Here is a 24,585-nt window from a genome sequence, read left to right on the forward strand (position 1 = left end):
GCAAACCCGCTCGTCTGCCGGGAGACGCAATTATGCGTCTCTACGTTAGGAAATAATAACATTATCAAATTAAAATTATTCCGCTATCAAGCATGGTAAAAAAAACAATTGTCCTCCTCTCGATATTATTTTTAGGCATATACACACAGCTACCGGCGCAAACAGCCACCATTCAAAGCAGAACTTATCCTCAAAATTATTTCCGCTACCCGCTCGATTTATTGCCGCACACTACCGCTGGCTCTTTTGGCGAACTAAGGCCCGCACATTTTCACTCCGGGCTCGATTTTAAAACCAACCAGCGTACAGGCTACCCGGTATACGCTGTAAACGATGGGTATATCTCGCGGGTGCGGGTTCAATTTGGCGGCTTCGGGCGGGCTATTTACATTACGCACCCTAATGGGTATACAACAGTATACGGTCACTTACAAGCTTTTACGCCTGCCGTAGCGGCGCTGGTTAAAGCTTATCAATACGAGCATCAAACTTACGAGGCCGATTTTAAATTGCCCCCTGCCCAGGTTACAGTTTGCAAAAATGATGTAGTGGCTCTCTCCGGCAACGCGGGCGCATCTGCCGGCCCGCATGTGCATTTCGAAATCAGGGATACCCAAACGGAAGAAACTATCAACCCACAATTGTTTGGATTGACAATTCCAGACCAGGTACCGCCTACCATTAGCTCCATCGGCATTTATCACTTAAATGGCAATCCGTTCAGCGAAAAAACACCGCGCGAGTTTATGGCGGTAAGTGGCGCTGCCGGTAATTACCACCTGACTAAACCACAAGTGCTCCATTTAAGCGGCAACATCGGTTTTGGCATCAACACAACCGACATGAACAGTACATCGGCCAACCACAACGGCATCTATTCACTGGAATTAAAGCTGGATGGCCAAACGGTGTACACCTTCGCGGTCGAGCGTTTCGCGTTCGATCAAACACATGCCATTAACGCATATATCGATTATCCATCATATACGCTGGAGCGACGATGGATGCAAAAATGCTTCATAATGCCGGGCAGCCATATTTCGCTTTATCCGCAAGCTGTTAACAGGGGCATCATCACCTTTAATGATAATTCACTACACGAGGTTGAATACATTGTTAAAGATGTTGCCGGCAACACATCAACCTTAAAGTTAAAAGTACAGGCAAGCCCTTTTAATCCAGTGGCCAATAAAATAGCAGGCACCCTTTTTCATTATGATACAAAAAGCGAGTTTGGTACCGATAAGGTAAAGATTATTGTGATGCCTGGCAATTTGTATGACGACCTTGATTTTATCTACTCCATTTCGGCAAAGCCAATGGGCGCCTACTCGTCATTACACCATATCCATAATCGCCTTACCCCTATTCATGAAAATTATGAGCTGTGGATAAAACCAGAAGTCGACCTGGGCAAGTATGCTGATAAGGCCGTTATTGTAAGCACTACCATGGGCTGCGTAGGCGGTTACTACCAGGACGGCTGGGTAAAAAGCCAGACCAGCACCTTTGGCGATTATTTTATTAAACTGGATACCGTGCCACCGGTTATCCACCCGCTTAACATCCGCGATGGCAGCAATATGAAAGCTGCCCGTACCATCAGCTTCAGGATGAGTGATAACCTTTCGGGCATCAAAACTTACACCGGAACCATTGATAATAAGTGGGTTTTAATGGAATTGGATTATAAAACTAAAATTCTAAATTATACCTTTGGCGGCGATATCGCACCGGGTAAGCATACATTTAAATTGGTGCTGGTAGATAACAAAAATAATTTTACAGATTTTACTGCGAATTTTTACCGATAACACTTCAAAAACTTATGTCAACATTAAAAGAAGGCGATAAAGCCCCGGATTTTACAGCAAAAGATCAAAACGGAAATACCGTATCGTTATCTGATTATAAGGGCAAAAATGTGATCCTATATTTCTACCCTAAAGATGATACCCCTGGCTGCACGGCAGAATCGTGCGATTTCAGGGATAACTACCAATCATTACTTAGCAAGGGTTACGAAGTGATTGGCGTAAGCACCGACGACGAAAAATCGCATAAAAAATTCGAAACCAAGTATAGCCTTCCCTTTACCCTTATTGCCGATGAAGAAAAATCTATTGTAGAAGCCTACGGGGTTTGGGTAGAGAAGAACATGTACGGCAAGCAATATATGGGCACCGCCCGCACTACCTTCATTATTGACGGCGATGGCAATATTAGCCACGTTATCAGCAAGGTAGACACCAAGAACTCATCACAACAAGTACTCGACTTAGTAAAATAAGTGTTAAAAGAACAATAATTATTTTTACTTTAGCCGTTCAGTTTCCTAAATTTATAATGAAATCAACAATTCAAGACTTAGAAAAAACCGCGTCGCAAATCAGGCGCGACATTGTACGTATGGTACATGGTTGTCAATCGGGCCACCCTGGTGGATCATTAGGTTGCACAGATTTTTTTACCGCCCTATACTTTGAGGCGATGAACCACGATCCTAAATTCAACATGGATGGTATTGGCGAAGACCTTTTCTTTTTATCAAACGGCCATATTTCGCCGGTGTTTTACAGCACCCTGGCACATGCCGGTTATTATGATAAGGCAGAACTGGCAACTTTCCGCAAACTAAATACACGCTTACAAGGTCACCCTACCACCCACGAGCACTTACCGGGAGTACGCATTGCATCGGGTTCATTAGGCCAGGGTTTATCTGTTGCCATCGGCGCGGCTTTGGCCAAGAAACTCAATGGAGATAAATCGCTTGTATATACCTTACATGGTGATGGCGAATTACAGGAAGGACAAATTTGGGAAGCAGCCATGTTTGCGCCACACAACAAGGTTGATAATTTAATTTCGACCATTGACGTTAACGGACAGCAAATTGATGGGCCAACCAACTTAGTGTTGTCGTTAGGCGATCTGCATGCCAAATGGGTAGCTTTTGGATGGGACGTTTTGGAAATGAAAGGTAACGATATGGCCGATGTTGTTAAAACATTGGAATTGGCTAAAAGCCGCACAGGCCAGGGTAAACCTATTATGATATTGATGCACACCGAAATGGGTTACGGCGTAGATTTTATGGCAGGCAGCCACAAATGGCACGGTATCGCACCAAATGATGAACAGCTTAAATTAGCTTTAGCACAATTGGAAGAAACTTTGGGCGACTATTAGGCCGTGCATGCTTTTTTAGGTTGTACGTTGGACGTTTTACGTTCTACGTTTTCCAGGAAATAAGCACATCAGAAGCACACCATTCAAAATAACACGCAGAACGTAAAACGTACCACGTAAAACCCTATCTCAACTAAAATGAAAAAGTATACTTATACAGATAAAAAAGATACCCGCTCGGGCTTTGGCGCCGGGCTGCTGGAAGCCGGCAGAAAAAACGACCAGGTGGTTGCACTTTGTGCCGACCTTATCGGATCGTTAAAAATGAATGATTTTATAAAGGAATTCCCTGAGCGTTTTGTTCAGGTTGGTATTGCCGAAGCAAACATGATGTGTATTGCCGCAGGTATGACCATTGGCGGTAAAATACCTTTTACCGGTACTTTTGCCAATTTTTCAACAGGCAGGGTTTATGATCAAATTCGCCAGTCGATAGCTTACTCAAACAAAAACGTTAAAATTTGCGCATCACACGCCGGCTTGACTTTAGGTGAAGACGGTGCCACCCACCAAATACTGGAAGACATAGGCATGATGAAAATGCTGCCTGGAATGACCGTAATTAACCCTTGCGATTATAACCAAACTAAAGCGGCCACCATGGCTATTGCCGAATATGAAGGTCCGGTTTACCTGCGTTTTGGCCGTCCGGTTGTTCCTATTTTTACCGATCCAGATCAAAAATTCGAGATTGGCAAAGCGTGGATGGTGAACGAAGGCGCAGATGTTACTATATTTGCTACCGGTCACCTGGTTTGGGAAGCTATTTTAGCCGGCGAAAAACTGGCAGAAGAGGGTATTGATGCCGAGATTATTAACATTCACACCATCAAGCCTTTGGATGCCGAAGCTGTATTAAAATCGGTAGCTAAAACAGGCTGCGTGGTTACTGCCGAAGAACATAACCGCCTTGGTGGTTTGGGCGATAGCATAGCGCAATTGCTGGCGGTTAACAACCCTACCCCACAAGAATTTGTAGCGGTGAACGATAGCTTTGGCGAAAGCGGCACACCTGCGCAATTGATGACTAAATATGGTTTAGATGCAGAACATATTGTGCTGGCGGCCAAAAAGGTGATCGAAAGAAAAAACAAAAATGCTTAAATAGCATTTAACTATAAAAATTATAAAATGTTGGTGCAGGTAGAAGATTCAGAGATTTTAAGCAAATTCCAGGACGAAAAAACGCGTAACGAAGCGTTTAACCTGTTGCTTAAAAAATACCAGCAAAAAATTTACTGGCACGTAAGGCGTATGGTTATTGACCACGACGATGCAGACGACCTTACCCAGGATGTTTTTGTAAAAGTTTGGAAAAACCTGCTGGGCTTCAGAAATGACGCTCAGCTGTATACCTGGATGTACCGCATAGCATCCAACGAATGCATTACTTTTTTGAATAAGAAAAAACTTAAAAATAATGTTTCGTTGGATGATGTTGCTTATGAACTTGCCGATACGCTGGCCGATTCAACCTATTTTAACGGAGATGCGGCACAGCGTAAATTGCAGGAGGCATTGCTTACCCTGCCCGAAAAGCAGAAGCTTGTATTCAATATGAAATATTATGAGGATATGAAGTATGAAGAAATTTCGGCAGTATTGGGTACAAGCGTAGGTGCTTTAAAAGCCTCTTTTCACCTGGCAGTCAAGAAGATAGAAGCATATTTAATCTCGAAAGATTAAATTCAGAATTAATTCAGAATTACGTTAAACCTTTTAGCACTTTGTTCATCTATAGTTATGTATGAAAAGCGATATGGACAATAGGGAATGGCTGGATGACTATAAGTCACTAAAGCAGGTTGACGCAAGCAACCCGTTTTTAGTGCCTGCTGGCTATTTCGATGAATTAGCGCAGCACATAACATCACGCATCAGGCTGGAAGAGCTTAAAAGCTCATCCGAAGGGTTTACTATTCCTGAAAATTACTTTGAACAATTAAACAGCAACATACAAAGCCGCATTAATATCCAGGCAGCTTTAGATACTGAAGAGACCGGTTTTACTACGCCCGAAAATTTTTTTGACGAACAAGCCGGCCAAATCCAAAGCAGAATTGCCATTGAGCAGTACGTGAATAATGAAGCTGAAAGCTTTAGCGTTCCCGAAAATTATTTCGAGGAATTGAATAATAACATCCAAAGCAGGGTGGCCATCGAAGAATACATGGATGGCCAGGATGAAGGTTTTGCTGTACCTGAAAATTATTTCGACGAGTTAAGCAGCAACATCCAAAGCCGCATAGCGGTAGAGGAGCTGATGAATAATGATGCCGAAACCTTTACCGTGCCGGCAAATTATTTTGAGCAGCTAAGCCAAAACATTTTAGATAAAACAGTTAACGAGGTTATAACGGTTGAGATTGAAGAAACCGACAATGTTATCAGCTTTAAACAAACTGTTGACAAACGCAGTATTGTGCGCAAGATGCTGGCATCGGGCACTTTCAGGTATGCTACCGCTGCTTGTTTCGCGGTTTTAATAAGCATTACTGTTTTGCTTAAAGGCAATTCTGTGCCAGATCATAACCACTCGTTTTTACATGAGCAGGTTTCTTCTGTGCCTGTAGATGAAATAAAAAGCTACCTGGAATTGCACAGCGACGCAAGTGACACCCGCACATTGATAGATGCCAACCAAAAAAGTAACAGTTCAAACGTGGACGAAAATCTGTCGGATTATATAGATGCTAATTAATAAGGAGTTTTAATGGTTAAATTGATCAGGCATATTTTTATAGTACTCTTTTTTATAGCGGTGGGCTATCAGTCGCGTGCGCAGGCACAACTGGTGCCGGGCGGACGGATTACCCCTAATACAAAGCTTAAAAAAGGAACAGGTGCCAAGCTTGAGGCAGCCCGTAACAACTACATTAGCAGGCAGCTTGATTTAAGCGACGAGGAAGGCCGAAAATTTTGGCCACTATACCGCTCGTATCAGCAGGAACTGACAGCTGTACGCATCTTAAAACGCCTAAACAACTCCAAAGCAGCATCAAACGGTACCGAACAGATAGACAAGGAAATTTATTACGAAAGTCAACTGGTAGCTATCCGCAAACGTTACAGAGATGCCTTTGCCAAAATTCTGCCCCCCGAAAAGGTGAGCATGCTTTACAAAAGCGAGCAGGAGTTTAATGACGAGCTGATTAAACGCCTAAGCGAAAGCAGCGAAAGGGCGGGGAATTAGTCATTAGTCATTAGTCATTAGTCATTAGTCATTAGTCATTAGTGGGAAATACTTTTGGGAATCTTTGGTTTGATTATTTTTCAAAAGTCTTTTCTAAAATCTTGATACCTGATACTGATTACTTGATACTATCCCCCCTACCTACGTATAAACTCAAAACTCCCGTCGGGTGCCAGCTTCATGATGGTTGATGGATTGCGGATCTCTTTGCTGTGTTGTTCCAGGTCAACTACGTAGTCTACCCCATCAATGATTTCCTGGTCAATCTGCGAAAAATATTGAGGCGATGGCTTACCGCTGATGTTGGCCGATGTAGATACCAGGGGCTTGCGCAGCCGCTGTATGAGTTGCTTGCAAAATTCATGATTGCTTACCCGGATAGCTACGCTCCCATCGGCAGCTATTACCGCTGGCGATAAGTTTTTTGCACCGGGCATCACCAGCGTTAGTGGATTTTCGGCATATTCAATCAGGTCATAAGCCAAGGGGTTAACTTCCTGTACATAGCTTTCCAGCTTATTTTCGGTATCAACCAATATCACCATACTTTTGGCCTCATCGCGTTGTTTCAGGCGAAAAATTTTTTTGATGGCTTCGGTATTGGTGGCATCGCAACCTATGCCCCAAATAGTATCTGTTGGGTATAGGATAATGCCTCCCTCCTGCAGTACTTTAAATGCGTTGGCAACTTCGTCTCTAAGCATTGTTCAATATATTAGTGTACAGCTGCTGCAATTGCAGCGCCAGTTTATCATCGTTAAAGTTGGCGGCATGCTCGATGCCCCGGTTAATCATTGTATGCCTTAAAATATCATCGCCAAGTATCTGGTTCACCTCTTTAGCCAGGCCAACCGCATCATCAGGATCGACATATCGGCTGCCCGGCCCGCCGGCCTCTTCCAGGCATGAGCCGGTTGCGGCTATAACCGGGGTACCGGAGTTTAAAGCTTCCAATACCGGGATACCAAAACCTTCATACCTCGACGGATAAATAAATACCGATGCTAACTGATAAATGACCGGCAGTTCATCAAACGGAATATCCCTTAAAAAAATCACACGGCTGGCTAAATTACCGGCAGCAATGTAGGCGTTTACTTCGTCTGCGTATTTTGTTGGCTTACCAATTACCACTAAAGGGATCTCGCCATCAATGTTTTTTAAAGCTACTACCGTTAATAACAGGTTTTTGCGTTCTTCTATAGTGCCTACGCTCAACAAAAACTTATCGGGCAGGTTGTATTTTAGCTTTACTGCGGCTTTTTGATCGGGCGTTTTTGTAACGTCAAATATAACGTCGCAACCTTGGTAAACTATTTCTATTTTCCGGGGATCGATATCAAGCAACTCTACCAAATCGGCCTTGGTTTTCGCACTTATGGCGATGATTTTATCAGCTACCTTGCAGGCGTATTTTACTTTGGCCAGGTAAATACGGTAATTAAACCAGCCAAATTGCTTAGGGTAGCGCATAAAAATCAAATCATGTATGGTAACAACCGACCGTATACCGCTATCGGCAATGCCCGAAGGCAACTCATGGCTAAGGCCATGATACAATTGGATACCATCGCGCAATAAATCCTTAACAATACCTTTGCTACGCCACCAGGAAGTAAAAAATTTGCTGGCAGGCGTTAAAGTAAAAACATTGCCATGATCACCCAAAAACTTAAGCCTTACATTTGGTTTAGCTTTTGGCGTATATAAAAAATAGGTGTTTTCGGGATGGAAGTATGCCAGCGTTTTAATAAGCCAGCGGCTGTAGTTGCCCAGGCCCGTGTTATTAAAAAAAGCCCGCTTGGCATCGTATCCTATTTTCATGTTGTAGATGTAAGATGTGAGATATGAGATATGAGATGAAAACAGCCGCGTTTGAAGCTATCTCAAATCTCATATCTAACAGCTCATATCTAATCTTTAAACCGCTACATTATTTTCTCTTAACGCATCGTTTAGAGAAGTTTTTTTATCTGTCGACTCCTTACGGGTACCGATGATAAGTGCGCAAGGCACCTGGTAATCGCCGGCAGGAAATTTCTTGGTATATGAACCTGGTATAACTACCGAACGGGCAGGCACACGGCCTTTATATTCAACCGGGGTCGATTGGGTTACATCAATAATTTTGGTTGAGGCGGTTAACACAACGTTGGCGCCCAACACGGCTTCATGCTCCACGTGTACACCCTCAACAACAATAGCCCTTGAGCCAAGGAAGCAGTTGTCTTCAATGATAACAGGAGCAGCTTGTAAAGGCTCCAAAACGCCGCCAATACCTACGCCGCCACTTAAGTGTACATGCTTACCAATTTGCGCGCACGAGCCCACTGTAGCCCAGGTATCAACCATGGTCCCTTCATCAACGTATGCGCCAATGTTTACGTACGATGGCATCATGATAACACCTTTTGCAAGGTATGCGCCATAACGGGCAATACCGTGCGGAACTACGCGAACACCGTTTGCCTTATAATCGGTTTTCAAATCCATTTTGTCATGAAAAACAAAAGGACCAACCTTAATTTCTTTCATGCTGCGGGTAGGGAAATAAAGGATAACAGCCTTTTTTATCCACTCGTTCACATGCCAGCGGGTACCAATCATTTCGGCCACGCGGATCTCGCCTTTATCTAACCGTTCAACTACGGTTTCAATAGCGGTGATATATTCGTTATAATTCAGCAGATTCCTGTCTTCCCAGGCATCTTCAATCATTTTTTTAAGATCTTGCATCGGTAAAATTAACTTTTGGCAAATTAAAGGATTTTTAGGGGAAAAATACAGGATTAGCTTCAATAACTTGTTAGCCCATTGCTTTTGCACCAGGCCAGTAAACCTATCTTCAATTATTAAAAAATAAACCTTAAGGAAAAAATATATTAACTATTACAACCTAAGTTAAATGCACTGATTTTTAATAACATAAGTTATATAATTATGATAAATTAAATTTATCATTGCCATTATAAAACACAAATACACCAACCTAATCTCCCCCCTGATTATGAACATTATGGCTTTCTTTTGCATCGCTTTGCTGACAATCTCTTTCCTTATGATTGCCGGAATCGCATTTTTTAGCTTCTTAAAGTGGATCAAAAAGACTTATTATCCAAACTGGAAATTCCCGGATTATATTAGCGTTGGTTATGCCGAATATCTGTATCACAAATTCATTAAAAAGGACCTGGAGGCCTGGCAAAACAACCAGTAGCATTATTAGTTGGATTGCTTAATTTTGCGCAAGTGCCGGCCAAAACTATAATAACCGGACCAGTGTAAATTAATGTCCCATCATCTCAATTTGTGTAAAGATATACTGTTTGGCGTTGCTGTCGGCGATGCCATAGGCGTTCCTGTTGAGTTTAAATCACGAGAAGAAATTGCAAAAAAACCGGTTATCGACATGGTCGGGTTTGGTACTTATGACCAATTGCCGGGCACATGGTCTGACGATAGCTCACTTACTTTTTGCCTTGCCGAATCGTTAGCCAATGGTTACGATATACATGATATTGCCAACAATTTTGTAAGATGGCGTTGCGACAATTATTGGACAGCCCGGGGCAAAGTTTTTGATGTTGGTATTACTACCCATGAAGCTATTGAAAGAATAGTAAGGGGTGTGCAACCAAACCTTGCCGGCGGATTTGATTCATGGTCGAACGGAAATGGTTCACTGATGCGGATTTTGCCACTATTGATTTACATTAAGGGTTTACCGATAGCAGAGCGTTTTGCTATAACCAAAGATGTATCCTCCATTACCCACGGCCATATCCGGTCGGCAATTGCCTGTTTTTATTACCTGGAATTTGCTGCCAAACTGCTAAAAGGTAACGATTTGCAAACTATCTATCACGAAGTAAAACAAGAAGTAACAGCGTTTCTGGATACAACAAGCATCAATAAAGACGAGATAAAAATGTTTGACCGCCTTTTAGCCGGCAATATTTATGAATTGGCAGAAAGTGAAATAAATAGCAGTGGCTATGTATTGCATACGCTGGAGGCAAGTATCTGGTGCCTTTTAACTACAACAAACTATAAAGAAGCTGTACTTAAAGCTGTAAATTTGGGCCTTGATACCGATACAACCGGTGCTGTAACCGGCGGGCTGGCGGCCCTATACTATGGTTTTGAAACAATACCCCAAGATTGGGTGCTTAAACTTGCCCGGGAAAAAGATATAGACGATTTAGCAGCCAGGCTGGCTAAACTATTTTAGTATTAAGTCAACAGTACTAAGTCGTAAGTTAAAAGTTAAATTTTTTCTTTTTTGGCTTAGAACTTAAGACTTTTGGCTAAAGACTATCCGTCAATTTATCGATTACACGATAGTTGCATAATTGAATAAACAATGGCCGAAAAAGAAAAACTAAGAATTGATAAATACCTGTGGGCTATCCGCGTTTTTAAAACCCGTACACTGGCATCTGATGCCTGTAAAGCCGGACGCGTAAAGCTTGACGGCAAAAACATAAAACCTTCGTACGAGGTAAAAATTGGTGATACCTACCAGGTAGCAAAAGGTCCCGACCGGAAAGTGATTCGGGTAACCGGCTTGCTGGAGAACAGGGTTGATGCAAAAAAAGCGGTTGATTATTACCTGGATATAACCCCGGTTGAACAAACCCCGGCTTTTAAATCCATGTTCCACGCTCCAATACTTAAGCGTGACAGAGGCACCGGCCGGCCCACTAAACTTGATCGCCGCGAGATAGACGATTTAAAAGATAATTTTTTTGAAACGGAGGAGGAGGAATGATTTGAAGATTTGAGAATTTGAAGATTTGAAAATGAAAAAGACGATTTGAGAATTTGAAAAAAACCAATCTAAAAATAAGTCAAATGAGCCTGGCCAGACAAGCATTTTCAAATTCTCAAATCTTTAAATTCTCAAATTAATATTTCGTCTTATTCTCCTCTATTTCCCACAGCTTAAAAACAGCCATCGCTTCATCGCGGAGTAATTGGACGAAGGGCAATTTCCTGCCGGCCATGGGGCTTTCCAGTTCATCATATATATCATGGTCGTCAAAACCAATAGCTGCGGCATCGGCTTTGGTATTGGCATAGTAAACTTTATCAATGCGGGCCCAGTATATGGCGCCAAGACACATAGGGCAGGGTTCGCAACTGGTATAAATTTCGCACCCGGATAAGTCATATGTCCCCAACTCCTGGCAGGCCAGGCGGATAACCGATACTTCGGCATGTGCGGTTGGATCATTGGTAGGCACAACCCGGTTGGCGCTACGGGCCAGGATCATGCCATCCTTTGTTATAACGGCTCCAAAGGGGCCACCCATCCCCTGCTTTACATTATACTCGGATAGTTCAATTGCTATCCGCATGAATTTTTCGTGTGCCGTATTTTCCATAGTCCTCTAAATTAAAAAACCTCAGCCGGAGTTGAGGTTTTATTTGAAATTTGAGAATTCTGCAATTTGAAAAATTTGAAGATGCCTTTCATTTTCAAATCTTCAAATTCTCAAATTTTCAAATCGATTTTATTTTTTCTCTTTCGCGTAAGCGTCGTTAAGTCTTTTAACTACGTCGGTGGTTACATCTAACGATGGATCGCCATATAATACAGTTGGATTTGCTTTTGAGTATAGCAACACCAGTTTGTACCCTTTTTCTTTGGCGTAAGCTTTAGCAAAGTCTGCAATTTTATCGTATTGCTTAGTGGCTTCAGTAGACTGCAGGTTTTGGAACTCGGCAGTCGCATTTTGCTGGTAACCTTGTAACTCTTGTTGTTTACGTTGTAAGCGTTGCTCGGTAGCCTGGCGCTGGTCGGCTGATAGTGTAGCCTGGCTTTTTTGATATTCGGCAACTTCACGCTGAAATGCCTGGCCTTTGTTTTGTAAATCGCCTTGCGAGGCTTTGCCTTTTTCTTCCAGGCGTTTGTTCATATCTTTTGTATACTCATATTTACTTAATAAGGTATCAGAATTGATATAAACAATTGCTTCTTTGCTATCACCTACAGTAGTAGCGGCTGTGACTGGTTTATCACCAGTTTTATTTTGGTTACAAGCAGCAATGCTGCCCGCAATTAATATCCCGAAGGTGAATTTTGTTAAAGTTGAAACAGTAGTTTTCATTATCTCACGTAAAAATTTAAAAAAGTTTGACAAAGATAAACTTTCATTGCAAGTATCCTAATGGATGTGTATATTAACTTCGATGAGGGCTTCGCTGTTTTTGATTCCGTATATGCTGATGCTTTTCGCGGAGGTTCCGTATTGACCGTAAAAATTTGGACGCCCATTAACGGCCCAAGATAAACTAAGCCGCATTGTGGTACTGAAACAAACCAGTATTCAATAAACAGCACGGCCTTTTGAATGCCTTTGCGAATTAAAAGTGGTGCAAATGCATTTATGTACAAATCGTGGAAACCTTTTTATCCCTGTTTCGTAAAAATCAATTATTATCTATTAATTTAATTATTTTCCTGTGAATAAATAACATTCATCAATAATTTCCGTTACCGAGCTTTTAGCTATTGATATATGCCGTTGACATTCAAAACACAAATTCTACCCGAAGTAATAATCCCTCTGATTAATTTAAAATTTGCTGCATGAAAAAAGTACTGCTTCTTTCCACATTACTATTGTTTGTATTTATTGCAAGCACCCTGGCACAAATCCCCCCGTTGCAGGAGCCCATTCTAAACCAAAAATCGATACATATTAACGCAGGCACGCAAGGCGCTGGTGCCGAATTTGCTTACGGCATTTCTCAAAAAACAGCCTTACGGCTGGGCATAAACGTTATCCCGGTATCGGCCAACAATGTGTTCAGTATCTCGGGGTTTAACTCCACTTCAAAATTTTCGGCCTCGTTTTCAAACATTCATTTACTAACCGACTATTCGCCATTTAAAAAAGCAACCGGTTTCAGGCTGGTTGGTGGCGCGGCTTATTTTATGAATGCCAACGGCAACATGCAGGTACAATCTGCCGACGGTTATAAATACGGCGATATTGTGCTGAATAAAGACGAGGCCGGCAATCTGAACATGAATGTAACCTGGAAAGGGTTTGCGCCTTATTTAGGTATTGGTTTGCTAAAAGCTTTCCCCCAACGCGCCTTTAATATCAACCTTGACCTTGGCAGCTATTATTTAAGGCGGCCAGATGCCAAAATTACCGGCACAGGTTTATTAGAAGGTAACTCATCACAATCTGCCCAGTTAAAAGAAAACTTAAAAAACTACAGATTTTTACCGGTAGTACAGCTAAACTTCAATTTCAAACTTTAATTTGATTGATTATGAACAACATAAAAATAACATTGCTGGTATTGATAATGACAATTGCGGCCTGTAAAAAACCAACCGAAAATTTAAAAATAGTAGTTGATACCAATATTATTAAATACACCGCCCTGATACAGGTTACCGATGCAGTTAACGGCTCAACAACACCCGCCAACGCAACTTTAACCATTGGTGGCACCAACGCCGCCGATATATATGAAATATCGGGCAAAAAGCAGTTTAAGCTTATCAACGGTATTATAACAATAGGCCCCGGCCCTGCCGCTATGCCAACTGCCGATAAACCTGCAAGCTGTACAATACAAGTTACCGCCCCCGGCTATAATGCCGCCGCGCAAACCATCACCTTTACAGCAGATAAAAAACAGCAGGTAATAAATGTATACCTGGTTAAAACCGGCAGTACAGCTACCGGCACACCAACAATAAAACCGCTGCCTGTTTATGATGCTGTCAGCCTGACCTTTACAGGCACCTGCGCAAACAAGCAAGACCTGGAGATCAGGCCGAGCATGTATGTATTTTATCGTGAAAACGCGTCGGGAGACGACTATCGATACCTGGGGTATATGGATAAAGGCGATATTACGACAACAGCGCTTGCCAAGGGCAAAACTTACGATTTTCAACTCACCTATGGCGGCAAAAACTATACTACAACCCAGCAAATCAATCAATCCGGTTATAATTTAAAGGTTGATATGGGCACGGCTTGCAATAGTTTTTAAACACAGATGGGGAATATTACAGATTAACCGCACATCTATCCACACCTCCTTTTTTATCCACAATCATTCGTCATTACCATCAAAATTTCGTACTTTTGAAGGTTGTTGTACTAAATAAATATGAGCGAAGAAAATCAGGACAAATCCAATTATTCAGCAGATAATATACAGGTATTAGAAGGTTTAGAGGCGGTACGTAAGCGTCCGTCCATGTACATTGGTGATACAGGCGTTAAAGGTTTGCACCATTTGGTATATGAGGTTGTTGATAACTCTATCGACGAAGCCCTTGCCGGCCACTGCGACACAATTAAGGTTTTTATACTAAAAGATAACTCGATAAGGGTTGAAGATAATGGTCGCGGTATCCCAACCGCTATGCACACTAAAGAGAAAAAATCGGCTTTAGAGGTGGTAATGACCGTGTTACACGCCGGTGGTAAATTTGATAAGGATACTTACAAGGTATCCGGCGGTTTGCATGGTGTGGGTGTAAGTTGCGTTAACGCGTTATCTATTCACCTTACCGCTTTAGTTTACCGCGAAGGTAAGGTGTGGACACAGGAATACTCTGAAGGCAAACCTTTGTTTGAGGTTAAAACTATTGGCGACACGGATAAAAGAGGTACTACCATTATATTTAAACCGGATGCTACCATTTTTACCCTTACAACCGAGTATAAATACGATACCCTTGCCGGCCGCCTGCGCGAACTTTCATTCTTAAATAAAGGCATCCGCCTTAGTTTAACCGATGAGCGCATCCCTAACGAGGATGGATCATTCCCTACCGAAGAGTTTTACTCCGAAGGTGGTTTACGCGAATTTGTTAAGTTTTTAGATGGCACACGCCAGTCTATCATTCCAGAGCCCATCTATTTGGATGGTGTAAAGAATGGTATCCCGGTTGAGCTTGCCTTTCAGTATAATGATACCTACTCCGAGAACGTATTCTCGTACGTTAATAACATCAATACCATTGAAGGAGGCACGCACGTAGCAGGTTTTCGCCGCGGACTGACCCGTACGCTAAAGGCATATGCCGATAAATCGGGATTGCTGAAAAATATGAAGATGGAAATTACCGGCGATGACTTCCGCGAGGGATTAACCGCTGTAATTTCTGTTAAAGTACAGGAGCCGCAGTTTGAAGGCCAAACCAAAACCAAATTGGGAAACAACGAGGTGATGGGTGCCGTTGATATGGCAGTAGGCGAAATATTGGGCAACTTCCTTGAAGAAAACCCGAAAGAGGCCAAACTAATTGTAAATAAAGTAATACTTGCTGCTACAGCCCGTGCCGCTGCCCGTAAAGCCCGCGAACTGGTACAGCGTAAGAGTGTAATGACCGGCTCTGGCCTGCCAGGTAAATTATCTGATTGTGCCAATAACGATCCATCGTTGTGCGAACTGTACCTGGTAGAGGGTGACTCGGCGGGTGGTACCGCCAAACAGGGCCGCGACCGCGAATACCAGGCTATTTTACCTTTACGTGGTAAAATCCTGAACGTGGAGAAAGCCATGGAGCACAAAATTTACGAAAACGAAGAGATAAAGAACATGTTTACCGGCCTGGGCGTAAGCCGCGGTACGCCTGATGATGACAAGGCGCTTAACTTAACCAAACTACGTTACCACAAAATCATCATCATGACGGATGCCGACGTGGATGGATCGCACATTACTACGCTGATCCTTACGTTCTTCTTCCGTTATATGAAGGAATTGGTTGAAGCGGGTTATGTTTACATTGCATCGCCGCCATTATACCAGGTTAAAAAAGGTAAAGAGTCTGAATACTGCTGGAATGATGTACAGCGAGATGCTGCCATACAACGCCTTAAAGGTGCCGGTAAAGAAGATAGCGTACACGTACAACGTTACAAAGGTTTGGGCGAGATGAACGATATCCAGCTTTGGGATACCACCATGAACCCGGCCACCCGTACCCTAAAACGCGCCACCATTGAAAACGCCGCCGAGTGTGATCATACCTTCAGCATGCTCATGGGCGATGAAGTAGCACCGCGCCGCGAGTTTATTGAGCGCAATGCTAAATACGCCAAGATAGATACATAGGAAGATGTGCAAATTTGCAGATTACAAATGTGCAGATGCCATTTGAAGATAAGAATCAGCCTCGCTTAACGCGGGGCTTTTTCAGTTTAACAACCTGTTTACCATAGTCAATCACCGCTCTGTATTTCATCAATATATCGCCGCCTAAAACACCCAATACCTGCGGATGCCCCAGCTGGCCGTAAGCTATATTGATAGTAGATAAATCCAATACGGCAACTTCAAAATCAGCAACCAATACACTGCCGATTTGCATACCGCTGATTAAAGCTGTGAACGACTGCATGGTATTGGTACCCAAACCTGTTGATAGCCTGTCGCTCTCGGATATAAAAGTTGCCTCACTTGCTTCGGCCAGCATGGTTTGGTCAAAAGCGGTTTTTGATGCACCGGTATCTAACACCATAATAAATGCTTTGCCAAACAGGATCACCTCAATTAACGGATGGTAACCATCGTCATGCAGGTCGATGATCTGGAGTGGAATGGATGTCATTTTAGATGTGCAGATTACAGATGTGCAAATATGCAGATTATAAATTATTGATAACTGAATTAGTAGGTTTTCAACTACACTTAACTCAATAATTCAGTAAATCAATAATTCAATAATTAAAAAGGATATCCTATTGCCAGGTTAAATACGCTCCTGTGCCAGTCAAGGTTCCATTGAGGCTCGCCGGGGCGAACGTATGGGGTGCGGAGCGGCACGCCCAGGTCTGTACGCAATACCAGTACCGTAATATCAAAGCGCAAACCAAAGCCAACATCAACCGCTATATCATTAATAAATTTCTTACCAAAAGCCCCACCAGGCTGGCCTCTGTTTGAATTGAGCAGCCAGATATTACCGGCATCGGCAAACAATGCGCCGCGAACAATACTGAATAGTTTTGGCCGGTACTCAATGTTGGCTTCAAGCTTAATATCGCCAGATTCATCGGGGAAGAAATTATTCTGCGCCACGGTTGCTGTGGGGTTAAAGTGACCCGGACCAATTGACCTGGCCTGGAAACCCCGCAAACTATTAGGCCCCCCTATAAAAAACTGCTGACTATAAGGTAGCTGTGTAGAATTTCCGTAAGGTAATCCTACACCAACGATAACCCTGGATGCTATGGTACTACTGGGCGCCGTTTTATGAAAATATCGAATTTCGTTTTCAAATTTTACATACTGATTAAAAGTGGCACCGAATAACTTACGCACTTTACCTGCAGTTGTATCGGCACCGGTAATTAATCCGTACAAATTATTGGATAAACTTACCTTTCCGTTATAGTACATGGTGTTGGTTCGATAGTCGTCAGTGGTGTTGGTATAGGTATAACTATAGCTTGGCCCCAATATCAATTGCTTATCAATAACATGCTTTAAAGCCGGGTTTGGCAATACTCCGGGATGCTTCACACCGCTTATGCTATCAAGGTATAGCTGGGATACACTCAAGGGGTTTACAAATGTAAAATTCAATACATTCAATTCATGGGTCCGATGCGCGTTTTCTTTCCAGTTGTAGCCAAATGTGGCATTGTATGAATTTAGGTTATAAAGCTTTTGCCTGTTAACAATGGTATAGCCCAAAGTTAAATTGGTATGCGGTATATAGGCATTATCGGCCCGGGGTTCAATAGGGCTAATAAATCGCGGCCACGACAAAGTGGTTTGAATACCAAACTGGTATACATTAAAACCATTGTTGCCCCCTCCTACCTGTACATCAGAGCTACCAAAAAGCGTAACGCCCAACGCCTCGGCCCCCATAAAGGCGTTCCGGTGTTTCCAGCTCAGGTTTACCTGTGTACCAGTATAATTGGCAGATGTAGTACGGCCCAGAATTTCAAATTGCAATGATTTACGCTTGTACGGCGTTAAAAAATAATACACATCCAGCTTCGGCGAATCGGGGGTTACATCTTCAAACCTGTTTTTTACAAATTTATAAGGGCCCAGGTTTACAAACCTGTTTAAGGAATTATTATGAACCGTCCGGCTGTAAACATCATTAGGATGCAGCAATACCGTATTGGCAAATGCAAAGCTGCTGATGGTTTTTCGTCTTTCTACTATGTTATACCAGCGGTAATGTTTTGCTTTGTCGAGCATCAGCGAAGTATCTGTTAACGAATAATTGGGATACACATAAATATTCCGGATGGTGTAAACCTCCTTAGCCCGTTCAACGGTGCTGTTTTTTATTTTAACAAACAAGTCAACCTGGTGATTAGCAACTGTACTATCATACCTTACAATAATATCATCGGGCGAAAAAAAGAAAAAACCCTCCTCTTTTAATTTTGCGTCAATCCGCAGTCGCTCGTTTTTTATAACGTCAAGGTTAAACTTATCGCCCGGTTTCAACAATGTTTTGGCGGCCGTTCCGGCAATGGCCGTATCGGCATCCTCGCCTTCTTTAGGAAATCCCACTTTCCTGATCTTATAAGAAGGGCCTGCATACACGGTATACACTGCCTTAGCTGTTTTGCCTTTGCTAACCGTATCCCCATTAACCTGCGCCTGAAAATAGCTTATATTTTGCATACGGTTTTGGAGTATGCTGCCATTTTTATCGACATCTACCGCGCTTATCAAAACCGGCGGCTCGCCAAATTTGGTATTAAGCCAATGTGCAAGGCCTTTTGTTTTTTTTGTTTTGGTGATGTTGTAGATATATAGTTTTACCCTCAGTCCTAAAACAGATCCATTAGGATAAGGCCTCAGCAACGATGTTAAATCGTCGGTAATTAAGTCCCGGTCACTTTTGCTGATCGAATCTTTATCGGCAATTTTAACCTCGCTACCCGTATACAATTTTTGACCAGGCGCAAGGTATTTTGTATTACTACAGGCGTTTAGTAAAACAGTTAATATTAATATCAATATATATCTTAAATGTTTGCTCATGGGCTTAGCTTGTAGGTGTATTTTGTGCTTTTTCGGCGGCTGCTTTATCGGCGGCCTCTTTGGCTTTATCTTTTTCCTTTTGTTCCTGCCTGTACTTGCGGCGTAATGCTTTTTCTTCTTCAGTACGCTTACGGAAGATTTCCCTGAAACGGTTATAATCTACGGTTAGCGTAAAGCCCAAACCTGTTTCAATAACCTGGCCCTGTATCACAATAAATTCGTCCTTTCGGTAGGCGCGTAACGCATAACGGCCATCCTTGCTCAGTTTATAACCCACCGAAACATCGCCGGCAATGTTGGTGGCTTTTTGCCCCTGCTGTGCGCCTTCAAGGTTAAAATTATTACCTACGGATACCGTGAGCCTGTCGTTCAGGAAACGTTTGGATAGACCAACATTTAAATCGGTACGGTTTGTTGCCGTACCTGATGAATAATCCTCGCCCGATGTTAATCCAAAATTCAGGTCAACGCCCGAGATCAGGCTCCCGGCGAGTTTATTCAACTGGTCTGATAACAAGCTGCTCACGCTATTGCGGATGGCGCCTTCAACGCCACCACCGCCACCCTGGCTTTGCAGCGGGTTGTCGCCAATAAAGTGGCCCAGCACCAGTACACCCAATACTTGCTTATTAAGCTCGTTAGGGTCCTGCCTTACCTGGGCAAGCCGCGTATTAACGTTGTTTACTACATCTGATGATACAGTGTAATTACCCTCGGGCAACACAATATCAAAGCTGATATCTGGCGTTAACAGCTGGTTTTTAAGGCTCAGGTTAACATTAAATGGCAGCTTCTGCTTATACATCACCGAATTATCATTTGCTGATAGTTGGTTTTCTACCAGGTCTATCGGGGGCACGTTTGCTACATATACCGCGGTCAAATCGATGTTGGCGCTGGTGGGGTCACCTGTCCACACAATAGTGCTGCCCTTTTTAAACTGGAAGGTGCGCTTTACAGTAGCATAAGCCAGGTTGTATGAACCCGAATTAACCACATAAGTACCCGTTAAATTTATTTTCCCACTCGGGTCAATACCGCCGTTTAAATTGGCTTCGCCCTTCAAATGCACTATATCGCCATTGCGTTCGTCAACCACAACAGTGAAAGCCGCATCTTTATCTATTTTTATATTGGCCGATACATCCAACCCTTTTACATCCGCTTTTTTGAGCGAATCCAGCTGCCTGGCCAACAGTATCGAATCCAGCTTCGGCGCATTTTGATCAATAGCTTCAACTACGCCCGCCCTGTCCTCGATACCCGGATCGGTAGTTGGCAGCACAAAGGTCATATCCGTTTTGGGATTTACGGTAAGGGTGGCATCAACCACGGGCTTTATCATATTACCGCGAATTGTGATGCGGCTATCAACGTAAAGCTTTCCGTAAAACAGCTTATTATCTGCCTGCGTAGAGTTTACAGCCCTGAAGTTGATTGAGTTGATATCCAGGCCGAACGCAAAGTCGGTATAGGTTTTGGTGTACACGCTGCCGGTAACAATGGCTTTGTTACCGGTTGAATCAACCAGAGTAAAATCATTAAAGCGGATACCCTGGTCATTAAAAGTAATGCTCTCCTTAGGCATAGTAAAATAGGAGTTGAGCATGGCTACATTAAAGCCCACTTTGTTAAAATTAACATCGCCGCGAATTGACGGGGCTGTAGTTGTTCCTGATATTTTTAACTGGCCACTGATGATACCGGATGCGTTGCGGATACTGCCAAATGTAAAACCTTCTATGCTTTTCATGTTTAAGGTTACAATGTTCAGGTTAAGATCAAACTTATTTTCGGGGTCTGTGTAATAAATACCGTCCAGCTTAACCTGGTTACCTTTGCCCGTAATATCCACATTGGCGGCGTAAGCATTGGCGGTTTGGTTATTTACCTTTAAAGCGATGTTCCCTACGGTATCCCCCCTAAAATTAAAGTCATTAATATTAATTGCTGCTGTAAATACCGGCGAAGCCTGGAAATTACTAATCTCCGCATCGCCGTTAATAACGCCCCCTACCTGCAGGCTGTCCTGTTTGGCCATTTTGGCAAGGCCCTCTATTTTAAAGTTGCTGAACTTAACATCAACCGGCGCATTCATTTCCTGAGTTTTGCTATTAATGCTAAGTACCTGGTTATTATTGGTTACGGTAAAATTATGGGCTAATATTCCTTTCGGCCCATATTGCAAAAAGTTATCGGCATTAACCGCCCATGGCATATAATCCAGCAGCAGGCCATCGGGGTTAAAACTAAACCGGTATTCATCTGGCAAAACACTCAAGGCGCCAGCTACACGAAAACGCTCTTTTTTTGCAACATCCTTTACCTGTAAGCTTACGCCCAGCTTATTGTTTTGGGCGCTACCCGATAGGCTGGTATACAACAGATCAACCGACGAGCCAACTTTAACTTCATCTACAGATAGATTATAATTAAGCGCATTGTTGCCTGTATTTATTTTTAGGCTTCCTTTGTTAATGGTATTGGTACCGTAAACCACTTTTGGTATCGATCCGTTTACAATCAGTTCGCCGCTATCGCTATTAAAACTACCTTTTAACAGTACCGGGTCAAGTTGTTTTAAATCGGGGGCAAACTGGGTAAGCAAAGGTGTTTTAAACAGTTTAGCATCAAACACAAATTGCTGCGACGAATATTTGGCGGCTACGGCAGGTTTAACTTTGCCTGTTTTAACCAATTTGCCTTTTGCATCCTTTTTGGTAATGGCCACTTGCTGCCCACCGGCAATGGCGGTATTAAAGTAATTATTAATTACATCTTGCACAGCATCACCAACCTGCGTAAGTTTGTATTTGCCGGCCATATGGGCGCTCAATACAGGCGTTGTTAAGCGCAGGGTGCTGCTATCGGCGTTCGCAGTCGAGATGAGGCTTATGGTATCTAATTTTATGCGTTGGGTTCCGTTAACCACCAATAAATCGGTAGCCTCAACATCGGCGTTCAGGTAATCAGGATCGGCGGTTGGCACATCAGCTACTATCTTACCATGAAAACGCATTTCGCCCGTTGTAAAATTAAGTTTTTTAAGGTTGATGCTGTCAACGGTCAAAGTCCCCGCAGCCGATGGATATTTTTTATTCAGGTTGGCTTTGGCATCCAGGCTAAAATCAATATTAGGGTCCTTCATCCGGGCTATGGCCGTGTAAGCGCCATTGTGCGAACTGCCTTTCAAGGCCAGGCTTTTATAGGTATAACCTTTTACGTACGCGTTGGCCAGGTTACCATCAAATTTAATGTTGGCCGTTTTAGGGTCAAGGCCATAACCATCTATATTAGCGGTTAACGTAATTTTACCTACGGTTTGCGGTTGTTTGGTAAGCGCACCTACATTTAGCTCGTTAACTTTAATATTGGCCTTATAACTCGCTTTTTGCTTGTTTTGTAAGTTTTTCACGGATGCAATAACATCTGCAGCGCCAAAGCTCGATCTCAAACCCAGTTTGGTGTTAAAAGTATACATCCCACCCTTAAAGTTTCCCTTCAGGTTCATGTTCTCGGGGATGGTTACGTTTGCCGGGATGCTGCCTGCCGGCGCCAGTTTGGCAATATCGGCACTGCTGGTGTTAAAATCGTTTATAGTAACATCAAAATAAGCCTTGTTGATATCGGGCAGGCCTTTAAGCTTTGCCGATGCCTTAATGCGGGTGTCACTTAGGCCGGCAATATCCAGGCTGGGGATATCCAGGTTATTTACCTGCCCCCTTACTTTGCCGTTTATTTTAAATACTGCCCCCGGCGATGATTTAAATGGTTCCATGGAAGCCATTGTGGGCATCAATAGTAACACATCTTTTAACCCCAGGCGGCTGCCGTTCAAATCGGCATTAATGCCTAACGAGCCAATGTTTTTACTGATAGCAGCGATAGAAGGGTACCGCACCTGCACCGACTTTTGCAGTGTGGTTTGTGGTGTTTGCAATAACAAATCATTCATGTAGGCGTTGGTTGGCCCATAAAAGAACGCGGTATGGAATTTATTGATCTTCAATCCGCTTTTTTCGGCGAAAGAAAAGTCGTTTATTTTACCAGAGATAGTATCCGATGTATAGGCAATATTCTCTGCTTCAACATTCAGATCGCTAATGTCCATGTGGGCATAATCCAGGCCTTTGGCAATAGCCTTTTGCGCGTTATTATCAAACTTAACATTATTGTTATTTAAGCTGATTTTACCCAGCGTAACGGCCCACCGCGACGATTGCGGAGCGGCCACAAGGGTATCCAGCTTTTTGGCAGTTTTAACAATAGCTTTTGCAACCGTTTGAGGTTTGGCAAAGCTTAGGGCAGCTTTGGTATCATTCAATTCGATATCCTTAATACCCACCTTTTGATGTTTCAGGTCTATCTTATCCATATTAACCAACAGCTTGTTGAGGTTAATATTGGCTGTCATTTCGCTGCTTTGGTAATCAACTTTTATTTTAGACAGATCTATCTGGCCTAAATTTAAATCCAGGTTCAGGGGCTGCACCGCGGTATCTACTTTGGCTGCCTGTGCTATTGATGATCCTGCCGGTGTTTGAATGATACGTGCATTTACGCCCGACAAAGTAATTTTAGGTATGGTAAACTTCATTTTATCCATATCAAAATCCTTTATCCGGGTATCAAAATGGCCAAGGAGGAACCTCACATCGTTACCTGTAGTTAAATCCTTGTATTTTACATTGATCCTGTCCAGGTTCACCTTATCAACAGAAAATTTCATGGTAGAGGTTGTATCCTCGGGCTTAACTTCTTTTTTTTGTTCGCCTGCGAAAGCCTTGATAATGTAATCGAAATTAAAAACGCTGTCGGCGCCACGGTTTATGTTGGCTGTGATACCCTGCAGGTTAATTTCGTTAACCTCTACCTGGTTGTGCAGCAGCTTAAGCATGCTGATATCAACCTTTAATTTTTCGCCTGCTATAAGGGTGTCTTTCTTCTGGTCTTCAAAGTATACATCTTCCAACACCAGCAGCTTGGGAAGGCCGAGGCTGATGTGGCCAATTTTAACTTTAGTATGGATTTTGTTTTGTAAAAAAGTTACCGCTTTATTTTTTGCAAAATTTTGTACGGCAGGCACCTGTATCAAAATAACTACAAGGACAACCAGTAAAACTACACTCACCAGTATCCAAAGTATCGTTTTGAGGGTTATTCGTAGTATTTTTTTCAATTGTATTAATTTT

General features: G+C 42.8%; 21 protein-coding genes. 13 read left to right on the top strand and 8 right to left on the bottom strand.

The annotated features are described in order from the left end of the window. Positions 1-92 precede the first annotated feature (92 nt). From ACFGVS_RS13135 to ACFGVS_RS13165, 7 genes are all read left to right on the top strand, one after another. Complete coding sequence (locus ACFGVS_RS13135; protein WP_439698971.1) at positions 93-1,814, top strand: M23 family metallopeptidase; 1,722 nt, start codon at positions 93-95, stop codon at positions 1,812-1,814. A 14-nt stretch (positions 1,815-1,828) separates the two neighbouring features. Next, entirely contained in the window at positions 1,829-2,290 is a 462-nt protein-coding gene (gene bcp, locus ACFGVS_RS13140; RefSeq protein ID WP_274212026.1) for a thioredoxin-dependent thiol peroxidase, read from the top strand. Between the two features lie 56 nt (positions 2,291-2,346). After that, the gene (locus ACFGVS_RS13145) at positions 2,347-3,192 is read left to right on the top strand and encodes a transketolase (RefSeq protein ID WP_274212025.1); all 846 of its coding nucleotides are present in this window, start codon (positions 2,347-2,349) and stop codon (positions 3,190-3,192) included. A 138-nt stretch (positions 3,193-3,330) separates the two neighbouring features. After that, a complete protein-coding gene (locus tag ACFGVS_RS13150; protein ID WP_090651298.1) occupies positions 3,331-4,296 on the top strand; it encodes a transketolase family protein in 966 nt (321 codons plus the stop codon). A gap of 27 nt (positions 4,297-4,323) precedes the next feature. After that, positions 4,324-4,878 carry an RNA polymerase sigma factor gene (locus tag ACFGVS_RS13155; protein ID WP_274212024.1) on the top strand — a complete coding sequence of 185 codons (555 nt, stop codon included), beginning with the start codon at positions 4,324-4,326 and terminating at the stop codon, positions 4,876-4,878. A gap of 61 nt (positions 4,879-4,939) precedes the next feature. Beyond that, entirely contained in the window at positions 4,940-5,893 is a 954-nt protein-coding gene (locus ACFGVS_RS13160; RefSeq protein WP_439698972.1) for a hypothetical protein, read from the top strand. 12 nt (positions 5,894-5,905) lie between these two features. Continuing rightward, positions 5,906-6,385 carry a hypothetical protein gene (locus ACFGVS_RS13165; protein ID WP_439698973.1) on the top strand — a complete coding sequence of 160 codons (480 nt, stop codon included), beginning with the start codon at positions 5,906-5,908 and terminating at the stop codon, positions 6,383-6,385. Positions 6,386-6,522: 137 nt separating this feature from the next. Here the strand turns inward: ACFGVS_RS13165 and ACFGVS_RS13170 are convergent, their stop codons facing one another. The 3 genes from ACFGVS_RS13170 to ACFGVS_RS13180 all read right to left on the bottom strand — a co-directional run bounded on the left by ACFGVS_RS13170 (position 6,523) and on the right by ACFGVS_RS13180 (position 9,121). Continuing rightward, a complete protein-coding gene (locus ACFGVS_RS13170) occupies positions 6,523-7,089 on the bottom strand; it encodes an L-threonylcarbamoyladenylate synthase (protein ID WP_090651302.1) in 567 nt (188 codons plus the stop codon). Beyond that, on the bottom strand, positions 7,082-8,209 hold the full coding sequence (locus tag ACFGVS_RS13175; protein ID WP_439698974.1) for a glycosyltransferase family 4 protein: 1,128 nt from the start codon (positions 8,207-8,209) through the stop codon (positions 7,082-7,084). Before ACFGVS_RS13175 ends, ACFGVS_RS13170 begins: the two co-directional genes overlap by 8 nt. Before the next feature lie 96 nt (positions 8,210-8,305). Continuing rightward, positions 8,306-9,121 (bottom strand): 2,3,4,5-tetrahydropyridine-2,6-dicarboxylate N-succinyltransferase, encoded by an 816-nt coding sequence (locus ACFGVS_RS13180; RefSeq protein ID WP_090651304.1) that lies wholly within the window; start codon positions 9,119-9,121, stop codon positions 8,306-8,308. Positions 9,122-9,443: 322 nt separating this feature from the next. Here ACFGVS_RS13180 and ACFGVS_RS13185 point away from each other — a divergent pair, with 322 nt between their 5' ends. From ACFGVS_RS13185 to ACFGVS_RS13195, 3 genes are all read left to right on the top strand, one after another. Then, complete coding sequence (locus ACFGVS_RS13185; RefSeq protein WP_177183863.1) at positions 9,444-9,602, top strand: hypothetical protein; 159 nt, start codon at positions 9,444-9,446, stop codon at positions 9,600-9,602. A gap of 72 nt (positions 9,603-9,674) precedes the next feature. Next, positions 9,675-10,616: an ADP-ribosylglycohydrolase family protein gene (locus ACFGVS_RS13190; protein WP_439698975.1), complete on the top strand. Its 942-nt coding sequence runs from the start codon at positions 9,675-9,677 to the stop codon at positions 10,614-10,616. A 132-nt stretch (positions 10,617-10,748) separates the two neighbouring features. Beyond that, entirely contained in the window at positions 10,749-11,156 is a 408-nt protein-coding gene (locus ACFGVS_RS13195; RefSeq protein WP_274212018.1) for an RNA-binding S4 domain-containing protein, read from the top strand. A 136-nt stretch (positions 11,157-11,292) separates the two neighbouring features. On the opposite strand, the gene ACFGVS_RS13200 is transcribed toward ACFGVS_RS13195, so the two are convergent. Together ACFGVS_RS13200 and ACFGVS_RS13205 are read right to left on the bottom strand one after the other, a co-directional pair. Then, entirely contained in the window at positions 11,293-11,772 is a 480-nt protein-coding gene (locus ACFGVS_RS13200; RefSeq protein WP_090651307.1) for a nucleoside deaminase, read from the bottom strand. A gap of 129 nt (positions 11,773-11,901) precedes the next feature. Continuing rightward, positions 11,902-12,498: an OmpH family outer membrane protein gene (locus tag ACFGVS_RS13205; RefSeq protein ID WP_090651308.1), complete on the bottom strand. Its 597-nt coding sequence runs from the start codon at positions 12,496-12,498 to the stop codon at positions 11,902-11,904. A 482-nt stretch (positions 12,499-12,980) separates the two neighbouring features. On the opposite strand from ACFGVS_RS13205, the gene ACFGVS_RS13210 reads away from it, so the two are divergent. The 3 genes from ACFGVS_RS13210 (at position 12,981) to gyrB (ending at position 16,489) form a co-directional block, all read left to right on the top strand. After that, positions 12,981-13,664, top strand: a complete 684-nt coding sequence (locus ACFGVS_RS13210; protein WP_439698976.1) for a hypothetical protein — start codon at positions 12,981-12,983, stop codon at positions 13,662-13,664. 11 nt (positions 13,665-13,675) lie between these two features. Further along, positions 13,676-14,410 carry a hypothetical protein gene (locus tag ACFGVS_RS13215; protein ID WP_439698977.1) on the top strand — a complete coding sequence of 245 codons (735 nt, stop codon included), beginning with the start codon at positions 13,676-13,678 and terminating at the stop codon, positions 14,408-14,410. A 120-nt stretch (positions 14,411-14,530) separates the two neighbouring features. Beyond that, positions 14,531-16,489, top strand: a complete 1,959-nt coding sequence (gyrB, locus tag ACFGVS_RS13220) for a DNA topoisomerase (ATP-hydrolyzing) subunit B (RefSeq protein WP_090651310.1) — start codon at positions 14,531-14,533, stop codon at positions 16,487-16,489. Positions 16,490-16,544: 55 nt separating this feature from the next. On the opposite strand, the gene ACFGVS_RS13225 is transcribed toward gyrB, so the two are convergent. From ACFGVS_RS13225 to ACFGVS_RS13235, 3 genes are all read right to left on the bottom strand, one after another. Beyond that, positions 16,545-16,985, bottom strand: a complete 441-nt coding sequence (locus tag ACFGVS_RS13225) for an aspartyl protease family protein (protein WP_090651311.1) — start codon at positions 16,983-16,985, stop codon at positions 16,545-16,547. Between the two features lie 116 nt (positions 16,986-17,101). Next, positions 17,102-19,393, bottom strand: coding sequence for a BamA/TamA family outer membrane protein (locus tag ACFGVS_RS13230; protein WP_439698978.1), 2,292 nt, complete (start codon positions 19,391-19,393; stop codon positions 17,102-17,104). A gap of 4 nt (positions 19,394-19,397) precedes the next feature. Further along, the gene (locus ACFGVS_RS13235; RefSeq protein WP_439698979.1) at positions 19,398-24,572 is read right to left on the bottom strand and encodes a translocation/assembly module TamB domain-containing protein; all 5,175 of its coding nucleotides are present in this window, start codon (positions 24,570-24,572) and stop codon (positions 19,398-19,400) included. Positions 24,573-24,585 lie beyond the last annotated feature (13 nt).

It is taken from the genome of Mucilaginibacter sediminis (genome assembly GCF_051903035.1).
Taxonomy (GTDB): domain Bacteria; phylum Bacteroidota; class Bacteroidia; order Sphingobacteriales; family Sphingobacteriaceae; genus Mucilaginibacter.

Coding starts and splice junctions, on each gene's coding strand:
- ACFGVS_RS13135 (WP_439698971.1), top strand. CDS start 93: ATGGTAAAAAAAACAATTGTCCTCCTCTCGATATTATTTTTAGGCATA.
- bcp (WP_274212026.1), top strand. CDS start 1,829: ATGTCAACATTAAAAGAAGGCGATAAAGCCCCGGATTTTACAGCAAAA.
- ACFGVS_RS13145 (WP_274212025.1), top strand. CDS start 2,347: ATGAAATCAACAATTCAAGACTTAGAAAAAACCGCGTCGCAAATCAGG.
- ACFGVS_RS13150 (WP_090651298.1), top strand. CDS start 3,331: ATGAAAAAGTATACTTATACAGATAAAAAAGATACCCGCTCGGGCTTT.
- ACFGVS_RS13155 (WP_274212024.1), top strand. CDS start 4,324: ATGTTGGTGCAGGTAGAAGATTCAGAGATTTTAAGCAAATTCCAGGAC.
- ACFGVS_RS13160 (WP_439698972.1), top strand. CDS start 4,940: ATGAAAAGCGATATGGACAATAGGGAATGGCTGGATGACTATAAGTCA.
- ACFGVS_RS13165 (WP_439698973.1), top strand. CDS start 5,906: ATGGTTAAATTGATCAGGCATATTTTTATAGTACTCTTTTTTATAGCG.
- ACFGVS_RS13170 (WP_090651302.1), bottom strand. CDS start 7,089: ATGCTTAGAGACGAAGTTGCCAACGCATTTAAAGTACTGCAGGAGGGA.
- ACFGVS_RS13175 (WP_439698974.1), bottom strand. CDS start 8,209: ATGAAAATAGGATACGATGCCAAGCGGGCTTTTTTTAATAACACGGGC.
- ACFGVS_RS13180 (WP_090651304.1), bottom strand. CDS start 9,121: ATGCAAGATCTTAAAAAAATGATTGAAGATGCCTGGGAAGACAGGAAT.
- ACFGVS_RS13185 (WP_177183863.1), top strand. CDS start 9,444: ATGATTGCCGGAATCGCATTTTTTAGCTTCTTAAAGTGGATCAAAAAG.
- ACFGVS_RS13190 (WP_439698975.1), top strand. CDS start 9,675: ATGTCCCATCATCTCAATTTGTGTAAAGATATACTGTTTGGCGTTGCT.
- ACFGVS_RS13195 (WP_274212018.1), top strand. CDS start 10,749: ATGGCCGAAAAAGAAAAACTAAGAATTGATAAATACCTGTGGGCTATC.
- ACFGVS_RS13200 (WP_090651307.1), bottom strand. CDS start 11,772: ATGGAAAATACGGCACACGAAAAATTCATGCGGATAGCAATTGAACTA.
- ACFGVS_RS13205 (WP_090651308.1), bottom strand. CDS start 12,498: ATGAAAACTACTGTTTCAACTTTAACAAAATTCACCTTCGGGATATTA.
- ACFGVS_RS13210 (WP_439698976.1), top strand. CDS start 12,981: ATGAAAAAAGTACTGCTTCTTTCCACATTACTATTGTTTGTATTTATT.
- ACFGVS_RS13215 (WP_439698977.1), top strand. CDS start 13,676: ATGAACAACATAAAAATAACATTGCTGGTATTGATAATGACAATTGCG.
- gyrB (WP_090651310.1), top strand. CDS start 14,531: ATGAGCGAAGAAAATCAGGACAAATCCAATTATTCAGCAGATAATATA.
- ACFGVS_RS13225 (WP_090651311.1), bottom strand. CDS start 16,985: ATGACATCCATTCCACTCCAGATCATCGACCTGCATGACGATGGTTAC.
- ACFGVS_RS13230 (WP_439698978.1), bottom strand. CDS start 19,393: ATGAGCAAACATTTAAGATATATATTGATATTAATATTAACTGTTTTA.